The organism is Rhodopseudomonas sp. BAL398 (genome assembly GCF_033001325.1).
Lineage (GTDB): Bacteria > Pseudomonadota > Alphaproteobacteria > Rhizobiales > Xanthobacteraceae > JARJEH01.
Genome location: NZ_CP133111.1, coordinates 5,255,001 through 5,273,687 on the forward strand (window position 1 = coordinate 5,255,001; position 18,687 = coordinate 5,273,687).

General features: G+C 63.9%; 18 protein-coding genes and 1 pseudogene (1 of these 19 cut by a window edge). 10 read left to right on the plus strand and 9 right to left on the minus strand.

Annotated elements, in window-relative coordinates; all coding sequences use genetic code 11:
* On the plus strand, positions 1–242 hold the final stretch of the coding sequence (locus RBJ75_RS24700; RefSeq protein WP_044417450.1) for a hypothetical protein. The gene continues 349 nt to the left of window position 1, outside the view; only the last 242 of its 591 coding nucleotides appear in the window; the start codon falls outside the window, past its left edge; its stop codon occupies positions 240–242.
* A 141-nt stretch (positions 243–383) separates the two neighbouring features.
* Here RBJ75_RS24700 and RBJ75_RS24705 read toward each other — a convergent pair whose 3' ends face one another.
* From RBJ75_RS24705 to RBJ75_RS24720, 4 genes are all read right to left on the minus strand, one after another.
* Positions 384–1,925, minus strand: a complete 1,542-nt coding sequence (locus tag RBJ75_RS24705; RefSeq protein ID WP_044417452.1) for a class I adenylate-forming enzyme family protein — start codon at positions 1,923–1,925, stop codon at positions 384–386.
* 173 nt (positions 1,926–2,098) lie between these two features.
* Positions 2,099–2,239 carry a hypothetical protein gene (locus RBJ75_RS24710; protein ID WP_160297976.1) on the minus strand — a complete coding sequence of 47 codons (141 nt, stop codon included), beginning with the start codon at positions 2,237–2,239 and terminating at the stop codon, positions 2,099–2,101.
* Between the two features lie 98 nt (positions 2,240–2,337).
* Positions 2,338–3,366, minus strand: a complete 1,029-nt coding sequence (locus tag RBJ75_RS24715) for a sensor histidine kinase (RefSeq protein ID WP_160297977.1) — start codon at positions 3,364–3,366, stop codon at positions 2,338–2,340.
* A 330-nt stretch (positions 3,367–3,696) separates the two neighbouring features.
* Positions 3,697–4,365 carry a Crp/Fnr family transcriptional regulator gene (locus tag RBJ75_RS24720; protein WP_044417456.1) on the minus strand — a complete coding sequence of 223 codons (669 nt, stop codon included), beginning with the start codon at positions 4,363–4,365 and terminating at the stop codon, positions 3,697–3,699.
* A gap of 249 nt (positions 4,366–4,614) precedes the next feature.
* On the opposite strand from RBJ75_RS24720, the gene RBJ75_RS24725 reads away from it, so the two are divergent.
* On the plus strand, positions 4,615–5,604 hold the full coding sequence (locus RBJ75_RS24725) for an NADPH:quinone reductase (protein WP_044417458.1): 990 nt from the start codon (positions 4,615–4,617) through the stop codon (positions 5,602–5,604).
* Here the strand turns inward: RBJ75_RS24725 and RBJ75_RS24730 are convergent, their stop codons facing one another.
* Positions 5,605–6,018, minus strand: coding sequence for a DUF3775 domain-containing protein (locus RBJ75_RS24730; protein ID WP_044417460.1), 414 nt, complete (start codon positions 6,016–6,018; stop codon positions 5,605–5,607).
* Positions 6,019–6,163: 145 nt separating this feature from the next.
* Here RBJ75_RS24730 and RBJ75_RS24735 point away from each other — a divergent pair, with 145 nt between their 5' ends.
* The 3 genes from RBJ75_RS24735 to RBJ75_RS24745 all read left to right on the plus strand — a co-directional run bounded on the left by RBJ75_RS24735 (position 6,164) and on the right by RBJ75_RS24745 (position 8,749).
* Positions 6,164–7,012, plus strand: a complete 849-nt coding sequence (locus tag RBJ75_RS24735; protein ID WP_044417462.1) for an MBL fold metallo-hydrolase — start codon at positions 6,164–6,166, stop codon at positions 7,010–7,012.
* A gap of 93 nt (positions 7,013–7,105) precedes the next feature.
* Positions 7,106–7,951, plus strand: coding sequence for a fumarylacetoacetate hydrolase family protein (locus RBJ75_RS24740; protein ID WP_044417464.1), 846 nt, complete (start codon positions 7,106–7,108; stop codon positions 7,949–7,951).
* 186 nt (positions 7,952–8,137) lie between these two features.
* On the plus strand, positions 8,138–8,749 hold the full coding sequence (locus tag RBJ75_RS24745) for a glutathione S-transferase family protein (RefSeq protein WP_044407037.1): 612 nt from the start codon (positions 8,138–8,140) through the stop codon (positions 8,747–8,749).
* Positions 8,750–8,984: 235 nt separating this feature from the next.
* Here RBJ75_RS24745 and RBJ75_RS24750 read toward each other — a convergent pair whose 3' ends face one another.
* From RBJ75_RS24750 to RBJ75_RS24760, 3 genes and pseudogenes are all read right to left on the minus strand, one after another.
* A complete protein-coding gene (locus RBJ75_RS24750) occupies positions 8,985–9,527 on the minus strand; it encodes a methylated-DNA--[protein]-cysteine S-methyltransferase (RefSeq protein WP_044407040.1) in 543 nt (180 codons plus the stop codon).
* A gap of 92 nt (positions 9,528–9,619) precedes the next feature.
* On the minus strand, positions 9,620–9,832 hold the full coding sequence (locus RBJ75_RS24755) for a SlyX family protein (protein ID WP_152647624.1): 213 nt from the start codon (positions 9,830–9,832) through the stop codon (positions 9,620–9,622).
* 7 nt (positions 9,833–9,839) lie between these two features.
* A pseudogene (locus RBJ75_RS24760) lies at positions 9,840–10,635 on the minus strand (rhodanese-related sulfurtransferase).
* Positions 10,636–10,857: 222 nt separating this feature from the next.
* Between RBJ75_RS24760 and ggt the strand changes: the two are divergent.
* Complete coding sequence (gene ggt / locus RBJ75_RS24765) at positions 10,858–12,444, plus strand: gamma-glutamyltransferase (protein ID WP_044407046.1); 1,587 nt, start codon at positions 10,858–10,860, stop codon at positions 12,442–12,444.
* Between the two features lie 150 nt (positions 12,445–12,594).
* Positions 12,595–13,578, plus strand: a complete 984-nt coding sequence (locus RBJ75_RS24770) for a D-2-hydroxyacid dehydrogenase family protein (protein WP_044407049.1) — start codon at positions 12,595–12,597, stop codon at positions 13,576–13,578.
* A 52-nt stretch (positions 13,579–13,630) separates the two neighbouring features.
* On the opposite strand, the gene RBJ75_RS24775 is transcribed toward RBJ75_RS24770, so the two are convergent.
* Positions 13,631–13,846: a CsbD family protein gene (locus RBJ75_RS24775; protein WP_044407052.1), complete on the minus strand. Its 216-nt coding sequence runs from the start codon at positions 13,844–13,846 to the stop codon at positions 13,631–13,633.
* 141 nt (positions 13,847–13,987) lie between these two features.
* Here RBJ75_RS24775 and RBJ75_RS24780 point away from each other — a divergent pair, with 141 nt between their 5' ends.
* From RBJ75_RS24780 to RBJ75_RS24790, 3 genes are all read left to right on the plus strand, one after another.
* Complete coding sequence (locus RBJ75_RS24780; protein ID WP_044407055.1) at positions 13,988–14,506, plus strand: cupin domain-containing protein; 519 nt, start codon at positions 13,988–13,990, stop codon at positions 14,504–14,506.
* A 325-nt stretch (positions 14,507–14,831) separates the two neighbouring features.
* On the plus strand, positions 14,832–17,522 hold the full coding sequence (locus tag RBJ75_RS24785) for a PAS domain-containing hybrid sensor histidine kinase/response regulator (RefSeq protein ID WP_080900907.1): 2,691 nt from the start codon (positions 14,832–14,834) through the stop codon (positions 17,520–17,522).
* 54 nt (positions 17,523–17,576) lie between these two features.
* Entirely contained in the window at positions 17,577–18,683 is a 1,107-nt protein-coding gene (locus RBJ75_RS24790; protein ID WP_044407058.1) for an efflux RND transporter periplasmic adaptor subunit, read from the plus strand.
* Positions 18,684–18,687: the final 4 nt, after the last annotated feature.

Consider the following 18,687-nt stretch of genomic DNA (forward strand, 5'->3'; position numbering starts at 1 on the left):
TGCTGAGCGAGTTTGATCCGACCACCAAGAAGCATATCGGCGCCGAGGGCGTGATCAAGCAGCAGATCGCCACCGTGCAAGCCGACAAGAACATGTCGGCCGAGGACAAGAAGGCGACCCTCGCGGATCTCAATGAAGCGCTGAAGTCGCCGGCGCCGCCGATTCAGAACAAGGGCAACATCGAGCTGGTCGCAAAATATTACGACAAGCTGAACGCCGCGATGTCGGAAGAGGCCGAGTAGCCTCGTCTCGCATGCTCGCCTCGATGGCTATGGTGACGCGCGCCGCCCTTCGGGGCGGCGTTTTGGGTTGTTGGTGTCGCCGCGGGTGTGCCGGTCGTAATCGATACCGGCAGCCACGGGCTCTGAGCCATTCGACCGCTGCTATGGCGCGGCCGAATCCGCCATGACCTTGACCCGGCTGTCGCGCAATTCGCGTTTCAGCACCTTGCCGATCGCGCTGCGCGGCAACATTTCGGTGACGACCACATCGGCGAGCCGCTGGGTCTTGCCGACCCGGCTGTTGGTCCAGGCTTTGAGCGCGGCGGCATCGATCGCAGCGTCCGGCTTGCCGACCACGAAGGCCACCGGGGTCTCGCCCCAATCCTCCGACGGCATCCCGACCACGGCGACCTCGAGCACGTCGGCGTGTTCGCTGACGATCGCCTCGATGTCGCTGGGATAGATGTTGAAGCCGCCCGAAATGATCATATCCTTCTTGCGGTCCATCAGCGTGAGAAACCCGTCGGCATCGAAGCGGCCGATGTCGCCGGTGCGCACGAAACGGGTGCCGTTCTCGTCATGCCAGAACGTCTCGGCGGTCTTTTGCGGCTGGTTCAGATAGCCCTGCATCATCACCGGCGAGCGGCCGACGATTTCGCCGATCTCGCCGACCGCCACCGGCTTGCCGTCCTCGTCGATCAGTCGGACCTCGTGGTCGGGCATCGGCTGGCCAACGGTGTGGAGCTTGTCGGGATGCTCATGCGCCAGCAGCGCGCAGGAGCCGCCGCCCTCGGTCATGCCGTAGAGCTCCGTCAGCCCGCCGGGCCAACGCTTTAAAATGTCGGCCTTGAGCTCGGCGGCGAACGGCGCCGAGGTGCAGAATTTCATCCGATAGGACGACAGGTCGAATTCGCCGAACTCGGGCAGGTTCATGATCCGGCGATATTGCACCGGCACCAGCATCGCATGGGTGGCGCGGTGCTGCTGGCTGAGTTCCAAGAAACCCTTGGCATCGAATTTCTTCATCAGCACGATGGTCCCGCCGCCGGCGACGGTCGGGTTGAAGCAGACCAGGGTGGTGTTGGAATAAAGCGGCGTCGACAGCACGGTGACGGCGTCCGGGCCGTAGCCGAGCGGGTCGAGCTGGCCATATTGCCGCCAGCGCAAATAATGGGTGTGGACGATGCCTTTCGGTGTGCCGGTGGTTCCGCTGGAATAGATGATGTTGAAGATCCAGTCCGGATCGATCGTGACCGGTTGAGGCAAGGTGCCCGGCGCCGTGCACCAGGCGGAAAATGGCCGGCCCCAGCCGCCATCGTCGAGCGAGACTTTGAGCGGGCCCGTAGCGGCCTCGCCCATCGCGGCGGTCGTGGTGGCGTCCATGAACAGGATTTTCGCGCCGGAATCCTTGACCATCGCGGCGAAATCCTGCGGCGTCGACGACGGCGCCAGCGGCGCCACCGCGACGCCGGCCCGCAACGCGCCGAGGAAGGTCGCGACATATTCAATCGACGATAGCGCGCAGATCGAGATCACGTCGCGCGGCTTCAGACCGTCGGCTTGCAGCGAGGCCGCCACGCGGTTGATCAGATCGTTCAACCCGGCGTAATCGAGCTGTCGCTCGCCGTCGATCACCGCGATTCGCTGCGGGGCCTTCGCGGCGGTGTTGGCGACCAGCGCGTCGAGGCTGATAAAGTCAGGCATGGGTTTCTCCCGGATATTCTTATTGTTGCTGCTGGCGTAGCTAGCAGTTTCCGGCGCGGCGATGCAACCGGGTCCAGGAGAGCGGCCCGAACGGCCGTTCGGCCGCTATGGATGGTCCGCGCCGCGCGGCTGGCCTCGCCGCCGACGGCGCGCCTGGCCGGGACGCGGCGATGTCAGCCCAGCGCCCGGAACAGAATAACCGGCGCCAAGCCCAGGATCGTCGCCCACACGCCGAAGGCGAAGATGATCATGACATCCTGTTTTCGCTCGGCCCAGACGGTCACTCGAAGCCCGGTGGCGTTCCGCTTGCGCATGGTCATTCTCCGTTTGCGAATGGGGGAATGATGGACCCGGCGCCCTAAAATGTCGGTTGTGCTGCCGCTCAAATGCCTGCACGGCGGGTCACTGCCCTTTAACCCTCGATCCGCGCGGCCGCCCTGCCGGTTCGTCGGGGTGCCGCTGGTTGCATCCTGGCGGCGTCGTCGCTCCCGGCGGCCGCATGGGTGATGGCGATGGTGGTGCCGTGCTCATTTCTGACGGTCTTCACCTGCGCGCCAAGCCGCTCGGCCAATGCGCGGATGATGCCGGTCCCGAGGCCCGCGGTGGTCGGGGCGTCGGATTCCGGTTGGCCGACGCCATTGTCGGCGACCACCAGGCACCAGTCGTCGGCGTGTGCGGTGTAGCAGACCCGGATCCGGCCGTGCATATTGCCTTTGGTGAAGGCGTATTTGACGGCATTGATCACCAGTTCGGCGACGATCAGGCCGAGACTCTCGGCCGTGGTGCAAGAGACCCTGGCTCTGCTGCCGACGACCTCGATTGCAATCGCCTGACGATTGCTGATCACGGATTGCGACATCGCCTCGCACAGCTCGTTGAGATAGCGGATCAGCTCGATCTGGCCGCCGGGTGCGGCGGCATGCAGGCAGTGTTGCACGGCGGCGATTGAAATCACCCGGTCATGCGCGTCGGTCAACGCCCGGCGCGTCTCGTCGGAGGTGACGCTCAGCGCCTTCACCAGCATGATATTGGCAATGATCTGCAGACTATTGCCGATCCGGTGCTGGATCTCGCCGAGCAGGACATCCTTTTCCTGCAGCATCTCGTCCTGCGTGCGTTGCCGGATTCGTTCTCGTGTGAGGTCTTCGATCCCGAGCAGGATGTTGGTTCGCGCGCCTCTGGCATAGACCAGATGCCGCGCATTCAACCGCATGGTCCGCAATCCGATGGCGCGGAAATTGTGTTCGACCTCGCAATTCTCGACGGCGCCACGCTCCGGCAGGATTTTTCCGATCAATAGCCGCAGCTCGGGAATGTCCCAATCGCCCCCGCCAATGTCGTAGAGTAGTTTGCCTCTTGTGTCGCGCGGGTTGACCGTAAAGGTCTGGCAGAACGACCGGCTTGCAGCGACCACGCGCAACTCGCGATTCAGGACCAGCATCGGCTCGCGGACCGTTTCCACAATGGCGTCAACCAATGTCGCCTGACGTCTGCCGGTCAATGGGCGTGCGGTTGGCATCGTTCCCCGCTTCTGCTCCCCGAGCTTTTGTTTGCATCATCCTCTTGGCGGCTCGCGGCTTAAATCCAGGTCGAGATTCAGATCGTGGCCGCCGTTGGGCCGGTAAAATTATGAAACGTCTTTTTCGAAATCTATGCGTGTGCCGCGCCTTTGTCCGTATCGAATTGATCAAGAATGGACGAACGGCCGTGGCACGCGGACGGCCGGCTCAAACGAAGATTGCGACCCGGTCCCAGCTCGAGACTTGATCACTTAATTGCGTGATTCATCCGGCCGATCGTATAGCACCGCGTTCAGCAGCGCGCGATGGACGTGGATCTTTCCATTGTAATCGATCAGTCCCAGCTTGCGGAACTTGTTCATGAAGAAGCTGACCCGCGAGCGCGTGGTACCGATCATCTCGGCCAGCGTTTCCTGACTGATATGCGCTGCGATCGGCTGCGGGTTGCCGTCCTTGCCGAAATTGGCCAGCAGCAGCAGCAGCCGCGCCAATCGCTTTTCGCTGGAATTGAACAGCTGATCGATCAGGTCTTCCTCGATCCGGCTGTTGCGGGTCAGTAGATATTTCATGAACAGGTCGGCGAAGGCCGGCTCGGCATGGAGCATCGCAAGCATCGCTGGCTTGGTGATCGCGGTAATCACGCAATCCTCCATCGCGATCGTGGTCGAGATTCTGACCTGATGTCCGTTCAGACATCCCTCGCCGAAAAATTGTCCCTGCGCGAGAATGCCGACGACCGCTTCCTTGCCTTGTTCGGACAACACGACGACTTTGACGCGACCCTCCTGAATGTAGAAAACCGATTCGGCCACGTCTCCCTGCGCAAAGATGACTTGATCCCTGCTGTATTTGGAAATGGTCTTGCCGGCCCCCATCCTTCCGAGAAAAAGCAGGGGATCGAATCCCGTTTCCGGCTTCATCGAATCTCTCCTTCCGGGACCTCATCCATCAATCGTCTTAGAATAAGATACGTCGGCAACGCAAAAAGTTGCAAAAAAACTTCAAATCGCGTCAAGCGAGAAAGAGTTACCATAGCATCGGTGATAATGGTAATAGGATATTGGCCTCGATCCCAGGTTCATCAGAGCTGAATCTTGGATTGACGTCGTCGAGTTCTGGCCCGTTCGGAACTACCACGCGTCGATCTTGTCGCAGGAGAATGCCGCAGAATGAAAGCGGTCTGGTACGAAACGACGGGCCCCGCCACTGATGTCCTTGTATTCGGCGAGGTCGCCACGCCGATTGCGGCCCCGGGCGAAATCCGCGTTAGGCTCGAAGCGTCAGGGGTCAATCCCGCGGATGTGGCCCGGCGCGGCGGCGGTTACCGGGCGATGGAATATCCACAGATAATTCCCAATAGCGACGGCGCCGGCATCGTCGATCAGGTGGGCGAGGGCGTCAGCAACTTCGAACTCGGCCAACGGGTCTGGCTCTACAACGGCCAACGCAATGGCCGCGCTTTCGGCACCGCGGCGGAATATATCGCGCTCGCCGCGCATCTGGTCACCGCCTTGCCCGACCAGCTGTCATTCGCCCATGGCGCGACGCTGGGGATTCCCGCGATGACCGCGTGGTGCAGCCTGTTTGCCGACGGATCGATCCTGGGACGGACGGTGCTGGTGAGCGGCGGGGCCGGCGCGGTCGGTCATTACGCGGTGCAACTGGCGAAGTGGGGCGGCGCCCAGGTGATCGCGACGGTCAGTTCCGCCGCCAAAGCCGAGCAGGCCCGCCATGCCGGCGCCGATCTGGTGATCAACTACACGTCCGAGGATGTGGTCGCCCTGGCGATGGCCTTCACCGGCGGCCGCGGTGTCGATCGCGTCGTCGAGGTGGATTTCGGCGGCAATATCGGCACCACGCTGCAACTGATGGCGATCAATTCGACCATCGCGCTCTATGCCAGCAACGGCAATCGCAACCCGGTCGTTCCGGTCCGCGAGCTGATGGAGAAATGCATCACCGTCCGCTCGCTAGTGTTGTTCGCGCTGCCGCCGCCTTTGTTGCTCGCGGCGCAGCGTGACATTTCGAAATGGCTCGCCGCCGGTCCGCGCCTTCATAATGTTGCGGCGCAATTTCCCCTCGCCGAGACGGCGCAGGCGCATCTCGCGGTCGAGCGCGGCGACAAGCTCGGCACCGTGATTGTCGACTGCGCGCGCTGATTACTTGACCGGGGTGGTGCGCTCGTCGGCCCAGCTCAATCCAAATGCATCAAGCCCCTCGGCCAGATAGTCGCTGAGCAGCGGCTCGCCGAGCAGATAGCGCGCGGTGCGATCGTTGCGGCCCTCCGCGGCCTCGCGCCGCAGATCGTCCCATTCTTCGATCGTGCCGTCGCCGCGGCCAAGCCGCATCAGCGCGACCAGATCGATCTGCTCTTCCTCGGTCATCGCGCCGATGAAGCTGGTGATCTCCTGGGCCACCGGATCGCTGCCGTCGTCCTCCAGCACGTCGATCATGTCGTCGTCGGCGCCGTTCGACCCGGAATCGAAGTCGGTGGCCCCTTCCTTGACGTCGTATTCGCGCGCCTTCTCGATCAGAAAACCGACTTGATCGGTCGAAATGGCGAGTTCGGGCATTCGGCTCTCCTCGATTAAATGTCGGTCTGCGGATCTGCTGTTCCGTTCGACGGTCCAACGCACCACGGCGTGAGATGATCCATTGCGCCTGCCGCGCGAAACCCGCATGTTCTGGCAAAAGTAAAACTTCAGGGAGAAACGTGGGATGGTCTGGACGATCGGCAAGGTCAAAATCAGCAAAATCGTCGAGATGGAAACCATCGGCAGCACGCGTTTCATCCTGCCCCAGGCCACCAACGAAAAAATCCAGCAACTGCCCTGGCTGATCCCGGATTTCGCCACCGAGGAAGGCCGGCTGCGGATGTCGATCCATGCCTTGGTGGTCGAAACGCCGACCCGCCGCATCGTGGTCGACACCTGCCTCGGCAATGACAAGCAGGGCCGCAGCATTCCGACCTGGAACGGCCTCGACCGGCCGTTTCTCGCCGACATGACCGCCGCGGGCTATCATCCCGACAGCATCGACATGGTGATCTGCACCCATCTGCATGTCGACCATGTCGGCTGGAATACGAAACTGGTCGGGTCCGAATGGGTGCCGACCTTCGGTAATGCCCGCTATGTGTTCGGCAAGACCGAATATGACCATTGGCAGACGCATAGCACCACAGGCGAGCACGCCGCGGTGTTCGCAGATTCGATCAAGCCGGTCGTCGATGCCGGCAAGGTCGATCTGGTCGCCAGCGACGCCGCCCTGACCGAGGAGATCACCCTGATTTCGACGCCCGGCCACAGCCCGGGCCATGTCTGCCTGCACATCAAGTCGGACGGCGAAGAGGCGTTGCTGTCGGGGGATGTCGCGCACCACCCCTGCCAGATGGCGCATCTGCAATGGTCGGCGACGGTCGATTCCGATCCCAGACAATCCGCCGAAACACGGCGCGAGCTGTTCTCGCGCTTTGCCGATACGCCGACATTAATGATCGCCGGCCATTTCGGCCCCGGACGGATCCAGCGCGATGGCGACGCGTTCCGGCTGGTGGCGGCGCGATAGCATGGGCCGCATGCGCGCGAGATACCCGGTTGAATTTGTCGCCCGGGTCATCCATGAATTTGACAAGCAACAACAACCGGGGAAAACGCGATCATGAAGCTCGTTCGATATGGTGCGGTCGGCCAGGAAAAGCCCGGCCTGATTGACCGCTCAGGCCAGCTGCGCGACCTGTCCGCGCATTGCCAGGACCTTGCCGGCGAGGCGTTTTCGCCTGCCCAGCTGGCCAAGTTAGCCAGCCTGGATTCCGACAGCCTTCCCGCTGTCGCGGGCCAGCCGCGGCTTGGCGCGGTGGTCGGCGGGGCGCCGAAATTCATCGCCATCGGGTTGAATTTTGCCGACCACGCCGCCGAGTCCGGGATGCCGATCCCGGCCGAGCCGATCGTGTTCATGAAAGCCGCCAGCTCGCTGTGCGGCCCCAATGACGACGTCGAGAAGCCGCGCGGCTCCACCAAGCTGGACTGGGAAGTCGAGCTGGCGGTCGTGATCGGCAGCCGGGCGAAATATGTCGGCGAGGCCGATGCGCTGACATACGTCGCCGGCTATTGCGTCTGCAACGACGTCTCCGAGCGCGCCTTCCAGATCGAGCGGCTCGGACAATGGACCAAGGGCAAGTCGCACGACACCTTCGGCCCGCTCGGCCCCTGGCTCGTCACCAAGGACGAGATCGCCGATGTCCACAAGCTCGGCATGTGGCTCGACGTCAACGGCAAGCGCTGCCAAACCGGATCGACCGCGACGATGATCTTCAACGTGCCGAAGATCATCTCCTATCTGTCGGAGCTGATGACGCTGCTGCCCGGTGACGTCATCACCACCGGCACGCCGCCTGGCGTCGGCATGGGCATGAAGCCGTCGCCGCAATTCCTCAATGTCGGCGACGTCGTCACCCTCGGCATCGACGGCCTCGGCGAGCAAAAACAGACCATCGTGGCGGCGTAGGCCTTGGCCTGCGATTGTCATTGCGAGCGAAGCGAAGCAATCCAGGGCTCCGAGTCAGAGCTGGATTGCTTGGTCGCTACGCTCCTCGCAATGACGACCAATGACCGATCGTGTTGATCCCGAATGAGTTATGACGGGCTGCATGCGGATCCTCTACGGCAAGCCCTCAATCCACAGGACCCACTCATGAAACTCTCCTTCTCGCCGGCCTCGCCCTTCGCCCGCAAGGTGCGGATTGCCGCGATCGAACTCGGGCTGATCGACCAGATCGAATTCATCTCTGCCGCGGTGGTGCCGGGCCAGCCGAACGACGACTATGTGAAGATCAACCCGTTGAAGAAACTGCCGGCGCTGATCCTCGATAATGGCGAGGTGATCGTCGATTCCTATGTGATCGCCGAATATCTCGACGATCTGGCCGGCGGCGGCAGGTTGATCCCGGCATCGGGTCCGGCACGCTGGCGGGTCAAGAGCGATCATTCGATGCTGCAGGGCATGCTGGATTCGATGTTGCTGTGCCGCTACGAGAAGTTAGTGCGGCCGAAGGAGCTGTTCTGGCAGGGCTGGTACGACGATCACTGGGCGCGGGCGTGGTCCGGCATGGCGCGGTTCGAACGCAGCGAGGCGCTGTCCGGGCCGCTCGACATCGCGCAGATCGCGCTGGTCTGCGTGCTCGGCTATGCCGATTTCCGCTTTCCCGATTGCGGCTGGCGCAAGGCCTTTCCGAAGCTCGACGCCTTCCACGAGAAGATGCTGGAACGGCCCTCGGTGAAGATCTCGCTGCCGCCGCCGGCGTAACCCCACGCCTCCAGCTTTCGATGTTGTCGAGGCATTGCGGCACCGAAAACGCGCTCCCTCTCCCGTGGGGAGAGGGTTGGGGTGAGGGGGGACGGACTTCTCGATAGACCGCAACCCCTCACCCGGCGCGGAGCCTGTGCCCGGACGGCGCGACGCGCCGATCCGGGTGCGCCGACCTCTCCCTATGGGAGAGGTGAAGCCTGCGCGGGCCGGCTTCGCCATCAGCGCGGCTTGGTCAATCGAACAGGCTCGGCGTGTGGTTCACCGCCGCGCCCTCGATCGCCAGCAGTTTCAGCTTGGTGGTGACGCCGCCATTGGCGGAAAAGCCGCCGGGCTTGCCGCCGGCGGCGAGCACGCGGTGGCACGGCACGATGATCGGGCACGGGTTGCGGCCGAGTGCCTGGCCGACCTCGCGCGACAATTCGACGCCGCCGAGCCGCTTGGCGATGTCGCCATAGCTCAGCGTATGGCCCGGCGGAATGCTGCGGGCGATGTCGTAGACCCCGCGGTGAAAGGGCGGTACCCGATCGAGATCGAGCGCGATCGTGGACAGATCGACCCGCGCGCCCTGCAGCAACGCGACAATGCCGTCGATCGCGCCTTGCACCGCGGGCGGCGCCGCCGCCTCGTCGATCTCGCCGAGCTGTTGATGGATCCGCGCCCGGGTCTGCTGCTCGCTCGGCTGCGGCAATTGTACCGCGACCACACCGCGCTCGCCCCAGGCGATGCCGCAACGGCCGATCGCAGTGTCGAACAGAGTGAAGCTGTGGTTTGTCATCGGCAATCCGAGGCTGGTTCGCCGGCCAAGTCTGTCACTGGCACAACGTGATCACAAGCGCGCAACGTGCGGCCCAGCGCCGTGAGTCGGCGTCAGTAATGCGGCGGCGGCTCGTTGCTCGGGCTGGAGGCGTTGGCCTCGGCTTCCTGCAGCCGTTCGCTGAGCGCAGCGAACTGGCGGGTCAGCGCGTCGATCTGTTTCCACTGCGCGGTGATAGTGGCGTTCAGTGTCTCGATCGCGTCATCCTGATACGTCAATCGTGCCTCGAGCGCGTCGATCCGCTCGGCGAGGTGCTTGTCAGTCATGGCAGGATCAGTCATGGCAGGCCGCCGTCCGCTGCGCGGCGAAGTCTTCGGAGTTGATGGCGAGATCCGGCTTGGTGGCGCTGCGTTCGACCAGGCCGTGGCCGAGCGCGATGCGCTCGTCGAACACGAAGCAGTCGCCGCGCCAGCGGCTGTCGGCTTCCGGCACGTTTTGGAGATAATTCAGGATGCCGCCCTTGAGGTGATAGACCTCGCCAAATCCCAGGGACAACAGATAGGCGCTGGCCTTTTCGCAGCGGATTCCGCCGGTGCAGAACATCGCGATCTTGCCGTGCTTGGCCGGATCGAGGCTGCGCGCCACGAAATCCTTGAACTGGCCAAAGCTGTGGATGTCCGGATCGAGCGCGCCCCCGAAACTGCCCATCGCCACTTCGAAGGCGTTGCGGGTGTCGAGCAGCAGCGTGTCGCCGTCGTCGATCAGTGCGTTCCAGTCGGCCGGATCGACATAGATGGACCTGGCGGGTCGGATCGGCCTGCGGCGCCCCGAGGGTGACGATTTCCTTCTTCAGCCGGATCTTGAGATGCAGGAACGGCATCGCCGAGGCGCCGGAGAATTTCAGCTCGAGCCGGTCGAGCCGGCCTGCGAACAGCGTCCCCTGCGCCAGTTCGGCGACCAGCGCGTCGATCGCCGCGGCTTCGCCGGCCACGGTGCCGTTAATACCCTCCGCGGCCAGCAAGATACTGCCCTTGAGATTGAGGCTGGCGCAGAATGCACGCAGGGGTTCGCGCAGCTCGGCAAAATCCGGCAATGCGGCAAATTGGTAGAAGGCGGCGACTTTCAGCATGACGCGGGTCTACCAGCCGGGCCAGGTTGGGGAAAGAGCGCTGCGAAACAGCCTTGCGAAAGGGGCCTTGCAAAATGACCTTGGGTAAGACCGGCGTCGCACAGCCCCCATTCCGCGCTAAGCATTGCCCTTGAGGGGCTTGGCATGCCAGATACTTGACGTAGTCCCCGCCGCAATCCCGGCGTCGATCGCCGCGAAACCAGCTGAAATGAGAATCTTGGCATGAGGAATTTCCATCTCGCCGGCCGCTCCACGGTCCATTCCCTCAACGGCATGGCGGCGAGTTCGCACCCGCAAGCGACGCTGGCGGCCATCGAGATGCTGAAAGCCGGCGGCACCGCAGCCGACGCGGCGGTGGCGGCCTGCGCGCTGCAGGGCGTGATCGAGCCGCAATCGACCGGCATCGGCGGCGATTGCTTCGCGCTGATCCAGCCCAAGGGCGAGGGCAAGGTTCATTCCTATAATGGCTCCGGCCGTGCGCCGAAGGCGGCCAGCGCGGAATGGTACCTCGAGCACAAGATGCAGGCGATCCCGAGCACCGGCCCGCATTCGGTGACGATTCCCGGTTCGATCGACGCCTGGGCGACGATCCTTGCCGATCACGGCAAGCTCGGCCTCGACGTGGTGCTGCAGCCGGCGATCAAGGCGGCGGAGCAGGGCTATGTGGTGGCGCCGCGGATCGCCTTCGACTGGAAAAACAATGTCGAGAAGGTTCGCGCCGGCATCAACGCGCCGCGCTATCTGCTCAGGAACGGCGAGGCCCCGGTGGTCGGCGACGTGATGAAGCAGCCCGAACTCGGCCAGACCCTGCGCACCATCGCCAAGCTCGGCCCCGACGGCTTCTACAAGGGCAGCGTCGCCGAGGACATGGTGGAGACGCTGCGCGCCGCCGGCGGCCTGCACACCATGGAAGACTTCGCCGATCACGTCACCGAGCGCACCACGCCGCTCAGCACCAACTACAAGGGCCTCGACGTCTGGCAGTGCCCGCCCAACGGGCCTGGCATCACCATGCTGGTGATGCTCAACATCCTCAGCCATTTCGACCTGACCAAATATCCGTCGCTGAGCGTCGAGCGCTTCCACCTCGAAGCCGAGGCCGCGCGCATCGCCTATCTGATGCGCGAGCAGGACATCGGCGATCCGGCCTATGTGGGCATCGACATCGAGCGCATCCTGTCGAAGCAGTTCGCCGCCGATTGGGCCGCCAAGATCCGGATGGATTCGCTGGTCGAACTGCCCGACGTACGCCCGCCGATCAATCCCGAGACGGTCTACATCACGGTGATCGACAAGGACCGCAACGTCTGCTCCTTCATCAATTCGGTGGCGCATTCGTTCGGCTCGGCGGTGGTGTCGGCCAACACCGGCGTGCTGCTGCAGAATCGCGGCGCCGGATTCCGGGTGCAGCCCGGCCACCCCAATTGCATCGCCGGCGGCAAGCGCCCGCTGCACACCATCATTCCCAGCATGACCACCGAAAACGGCCGCGCCAAGATGTCGTTCGCCGTGATGGGCGGCCAGTATCAGCCGGTCGGCCAGTGCCGCGTTCTGACCAATATGGTCGACTACGGCATGGATGTGCAGGAGGCGATCGATCAGCCGCGCGGGCTGCATTTCGAGGGCGTCTACACGCTGGAAGACGGCGTGCCGGCTTCGATCGTCGAGGGGCTGAAGAAGATCGGCCACAAGACGGCACCCTGCGTCGGCCCGTTCGGCGGCGCCCAGGCAATCTGGATCGACTGGGACAAGGGCACGCTGACCGGCGGCTCCGAACCCCGCAAGGACGGCTGCGCGCTGGGATATTGAGGCCGAGACCTTAGTGTTCGTCATTGCGAGGAGCTTTGCGACGAAGCAATCCAGGCTGCATCTGTAACCCTGGATTGCTTCGCCATCGGCCGTCGCTTCGCGCCGCCCAATGGCTCGCAATGACGAATTCTCTCGCATCGGAGCTTCGACATGAAGGTTTCCATCCTCGACGATTACTTCGACACGTTGCGGACGCTGCCGTGCTTTTCCAAGCTGCGCGAGCACGACGTCACCATCTTCAATGACCACGTCCAGGACACCGAGGAGCTGGCGCAGCGGCTGCGCGACACCGAGGCGCTGGTGCTGATCCGGGAGCGCACGCAGATCGGCGCCGAGCTTCTGGAGAAGCTTCCGAAGCTGAAGCTGATCAGCCAGCGCAGCGTCTATCCGCATATCGACATCGCCGCGGCGACGCGGCTCGGCATCATCGTGTCGTCGAACATGCATTCCGACACGCCGTCCTATGCGGCGGCCGAATTGACCTGGGGGCTGGTGCTGTCGGCGATGCGGCAGATTCCGCAGCAGATGGCGGCGCTGCAGGCAGGCCAATGGCAGATCGGCGTCGGCCAAACGCTGCGCGACAAGACCCTCGGCATCTATGGCTATGGCCGGATCGGCGGCGTCGTCGCCGGTTACGGCCGCGCCTTTGGCATGAAGGTGATGGTGTGGGCGCGCGAGCCGAATCTGGCGCAGGCGCGCGCCGACGGCTACCGCATCGCCGGCAGCAAGGACGAATTATTCGCGCAGTGCGACGTCATCTCGCTGCACATGCGGCTGGTCGAGGCGACACGCAGCATCGTCACCCGCGGTGATCTGGCCCGGATGAAGCAGACCGCGCTGTTGGTCAACACCAGTCGTGCCGGACTGATCGAGCCAGGCGCCTTGGTGGACGCGTTGCGCGCCGGCCGCCCCGGCATGGCGGCGGTCGATGTTTTCGAAACCGAGCCGCTGCGCAATGTGGATGATCCGCTGCTGACGATGGCCAATGTGATCGCCACGCCACATATCGGCTACGTCTCGCGCGACGAATACGAATTGCAGTTCAGCGACATCTTCGACCAGATCGTGCGCTATGCCCATGGCGAGCCGAGCCATGTGGTCAATCCGGACGTGCTGAGCAATCCGCGCCGCTGACATGCGAAAGCCGGCCCCGAAGGGGCCGGCTCGCATCATCTGGTCAGTTAGATCAGAGCTTCTTGTTGGCGTAGTCGGACACCTTCTCGGCGCCCTCCTTGACGGCTTCCTTGCCTTCGCCAAGCGCCTTCTGGCCCTTGCCCTTGGCTTCCTGCAACGCGCCTTCGCCCTGCATCTTCTCGGAGCCGGTGGCTTCGCCGATGCTCTGCTTGGCCTTGCCGACGGCTTCGTTGGCGGTGCCCTTGATCTTGTCTGTCGTGCTACCCATGAGATTTCTCCTTTGCTTTGTTAAATTCGCCGGGACAACCGCGGGGAGCTGACTAAGTTCCGGCCCGGTCCAATTTGTGATTGCGTTCCGCGCGCCGCGTTGTCAGAAGTTTTGACGGTATAATTTGATGAAAGGCACGCCATGAGCGGATCCCATGATCACCCGCACGATCACGATCATTCCGGCGATGACGACCACCGTTGGAAACATGACGGCGTTCGTGTGGTTCCTGGGAATCAGCTCGATTCCAATGTTCCGTCGACCGCGGGGATGGACCGCAAGGCCGCGATCAATTTCGCGCGCGTCGGTGCGCAGAAGCTGTGGGCCGGAACGGTGACGATCAGGCCGGACGCCAAAACCGGCGCGCATCACCACGGCCACCTCGAGAGCGTGATCTATGTGGTGCGCGGCAAGGCGCGGATGCGCTGGGGCGAGCAGCTGCAATTCACCGCCGAGGCGGGCCCCGGCGATTTCATCTTCATTCCGCCTTACGTGCCGCATCAGGAAATCAACGCCAGCCCTGACGAGGCGCTGGAATGCGTGCTGGTGCGCAGCGACGGCGAGGCGATCGCGATCAATCTCGATATCGAGCCGGTAGAAAAGCCCGAAACGGTGCTGTGGGTCGATCCGATCCACCGCGACCCGGCCGACCATGCCTAGCTAATTGTTAACTTTGTTGACGAAAGCGCGATTTGGCGACAAGTTTTCGGCAATTGTTAACCGCGGCCACGGTGCCGGGCGCGCGCGCGACAAAATTAACGCGTCGGAAGCCTGGCTGTCAGCATGGTGATGTCGACAGCCCGCTTCGGCTCCTGACCGCAAGGTCTGTTCAGGGGACGGGTAGCAAATTCATGCGTTGCGGCCCGACCAGTGACGGAGCTGCCGAGTCGAACTAATCTGGCCCCGACTGGCTCCACCTTGGCCGCGCTTGGCTCTGGCGACGGCGCCGACGGTCCGACATTGCGGTCGAGCGAGCAATCCGATCATGGGCGGCCTTTCACGATTCCTGACATCGCGCCGGTCACGAGACGATTGGATCTCGATACTTGGCCGCTGGCTCGGTGCCGAACGCACCGAAATGCCAGGCGGGACCGGCGACATAACCGAGCGCGAGATGCGCCGGATTCGCGCCGCGCAGATCGGCAGCGTCGGTCGGCTGGTGCCGATGACGATGACGATCAATCTGATCAATGCCGGCATCGTGATGGTGACGTTCTGGCACGAGGGGCCGCGCAGTTTCCTGATCGCATGGGCGATCGCGATCGGCATCATCGCCACCATGTCGGTGCGGGCCTGGTTTCGGGCGCGGCAAAAACGTCCCCGCGAGGCGTCGGCGAATGCGATCCGGCGGATGATCGTTCAGGCGCTGATTCTGGGCCTGATCTGGGGTTCGCTGCCGGTGGTGCTGTTCGCCAAGGCCGAGCCGCGCGACCAGCTGATCCTGGCCTGCCTGATCACCGGCATGATCTCCGGCGGCGCCTTTGCCTTGTCGACGGTGCAGCGCGCCGGGCTGGCCTATATGTGGGCTATGGTGCTGTGTTCGGCGGTGGCGCTGTCGCTGAGCGAGGGCAGCGCCTACATGATCACCGGACTGTTCCTGCTGCTCTACGCGGTGTTCATGTCCCGCAATCTGATGGCGCATGGACAGCTGTTCTACGACAATCTGCGCGCGCAGCTCGAACTCGAACGCAACACCGAAATCATCTCGCTGCTGCTCAAGGATTTTCAGGCCAATGCCAGCGACTGGCTGTGGCAGACCGATCCAGATGGCCGGCTGGTGCATGTCCCGGAACGCTTCGTCGAGGTGGCGCAGCTGCCGGTGACCGTGTTGCACGGCGCTCAGCTGGCCGACGTGCTGGCGATGCTATGCCCCGACGACAGCGCCGGCGCCGCGAGCGTGGTGGCGCTGTTGGCGGCCAGGGAGCCGTTGAACGAGGTCGCGGTTCACGTCGTGGCCGGCGGCAGTCCGCGGCTGTGGTCGTTGTCGGCGAAGCCGACGCTCGACCACCAGGGCAGGTTCGCCGGCTATCGCGGCGTCGGCCGCGACGTCACCGAGCGCTGGCGCGCCGAGCAGGCCGAGGCGGAGAACCGGGCGAAGTCGGGATTTCTGGCGATGATGAGCCACGAGATCCGAACCCCGATGAACGGCGTGCTGGGCCTTGCCAACATGCTGCTGGAAACCTCGCTTGACGGCGAACAACGCCACGCGGTCGAGACGATCAGGGATTCCGGCGACAATCTGCAGCGCATCCTCGACGATATTCTCGATCTGTCGAAGCTTGAGGCCGGCCATTTCGAATTCGAGACCATCAATTTCTCGGTGGCTGCGCTGGTCGAGGCCGTGGTGTCGATTGTCGGACCCTCCGCCAAGGTCAAGGGCCTGGCGCTGACCACGCAGATCGATCCGACGTTGCCGTCGACGCTGAGCGGAGACCCGGCGCGGATCCGGCAGGTGTTGCTCAACCTCGCCTCCAACGCGGTGAAATTCACCGAGCGCGGCAGCGTCACGATCGTGGCGGCCTGCGTCGCACGGGATGCCGAGCGCGCCACCGTCGAATGGCGGATCATCGATACCGGGATCGGCATTGCGCGCGATCGTGTCGGCAGCCTGTTCACGGATTTTGCTCAGGCCGATGTCTCGATCAACCGCCGTTTCGGTGGCACCGGGCTGGGGCTTGCGATCAGCCGCCGGATTGTCGAGCAGATGGGCGGGCAGATCGCGGTGGAATCGGCCTCGGGTGAGGGCGCCACATTCCGCTTCAGCCTGGATCTGCCGTTCAGCGACGCGGTGGTGTCCGACCATCGCCGCGATCGGCTTGGTTCCGACGATCTGAGGACCCGGATTGCGATGCTCGGGCGCCCGCTGCGGGTGCTGATCGCCGAGGACGACGCCACCAATCGGATGGTGGTACTCAAGATGCTGGAAGAATTCGCCGCCGAGACCACATTGGCCACGGACGGGCTGCAGGCCGTGCAAGCGCTCGACGATGGCGTCTATGATCTGGTGCTGATGGATGTCCGGATGCCGAATATGGACGGGCTGGCGGCGACCCGCGCGATCCGTGCGCGCGACGACGGCATGACGCTGCCGATCATCGCGCTGACCGCCAATGCCTTCGCCGAGGATATCAAATTGTGCCGCGAGGCCGGGATGAGCGATTTCCTCGCCAAGCCGCTGCGCAAGCCGGCGCTGGTCGCCGCGGTGTTGCGGTCGCTGCGGGGCGGCAGAGCCGTCGTGGCGCCGCCCGAGCCGCCGCCGGCTGCCGCCCGGACCTTCGATCCCACTTTGCTGGCCCAGCTCGGCGAGGAAATGGGCCACGCGCAGCTGGCGGAGATGATCGCGTTGTTCATCCGCGAAACCGAGCGGCGCATCGATCTGTTCCGGGGGTTTGCCGAGGGCGACGACCGCCAGGAGATCGAGACCGAATCGCACTCGCTGAAGGGCGGCGCCCGGACGCTGGGATTTGACCAGGTTGCGGCGATCGCCGGCGATATCGAGCGCGCCTCGCCCAGCCTGTCGGCCGCGGCACTGCATGATCTGGCGGACCGCCTGGCACAGGCTCTGGGAGAGGTCATCTCGGCGACTTTGAGCGCGGCGCAGGCCGACAGCCTGCCTGCGCCGCGCCGCGACGAAATCGCGCATCCCTGGTTAAGAATATCGACTGACGAATATTGACATTCGTCAGTCGATATTCGAAAGTTCCTGGAAATCTCGTTCCAGGAACTTCAGATGCGTGCACTTCCCCTTCTCGATGGGCTTCTCAGATTGCTGGCCGGGCTCGTGCTCGCCGCGATGGCGATGGGGCTGACCGGTTGCAATGAGAAGGCTGCCGAGGTGCCAGCTCCCGTGCGGCCGGTGCTGGTGGCAAGTGTCCATTACCAGCCGGAAGCCCCGGAGCGCAGTTTTGTCGGCACGATCCGGCCGCGGATCGAAACCGATATCGGCTTCCGGGTGGCGGGCAAGATTGCCAAGCGGCTGGTCGAGGTCGGCCAGACCGTCGACATCGGTCAGCCCTTGGCGAGTCTCGACCAGGTCGATCTGAAACTGCAGGCCGAGCAGGCGGAGGCGGAATTGCGGGCCGCGACAGGAGTGCTGGCCCAGGCCACCGCCGCCGAGAACCGCGCCAAGGAGTTGCGCGGCAAAGGCTGGTCGACCGAAGCGCAGATGGATCAGGCCCGCGCCGCCGCCGACGAGGCCCGCGCCCGTTTCAGCCGCGCCCAGCGCTCGGTCGATCTGACCAAGAACAGCCTGTCCTATGCCACGCTGCAAGCCGATAGCCGCGGCGTGGTGACCGCAACGCTGGTCGATCCCGGCCAGGTGGTGGCCGCCGGCCAACCCGCGATCCGGGTGGCGCGCTTTGCCGAACGCGAAGCCGTGGTGGCGGTTCCTGAGACCCTGATCGGCCGCGCCCGCGATGGCAGTGCCAGCGTGTCGCTGTGGTCGGAGCCGGGTAAGACCTACACGGCGAAATTGCGCGAGATCGCCCCGATGGCGGATCCCGCGACCCGGACTTATCTCGCCAAATTCTCGCTGCCCGATGCCGACGATCGCGTCTCGCTCGGCATGACCGCCACCCTGACGCTGTCCGATCCCACCACAGCGCAAGTGGCGCGGCTGCCGCTGTCGGCGCTGTTCAGCCAGGGCGGCGCGCCGTCGCTCTATGTCGTCGATGACGCGGGCGGTTTGGCGTTGAAGCCGGTCGCGGTGAAATCCTACGAGAGCAACGACGTGCTGATCACCGGCGGCGTCGATGAAGGCGCCAAGGTGGTGGTGCTCGGCGTGCAGAAACTCGATCCGGACGTGAAGGTTCGCATCGTCTCGTCGCTGTCATTCTGATCGA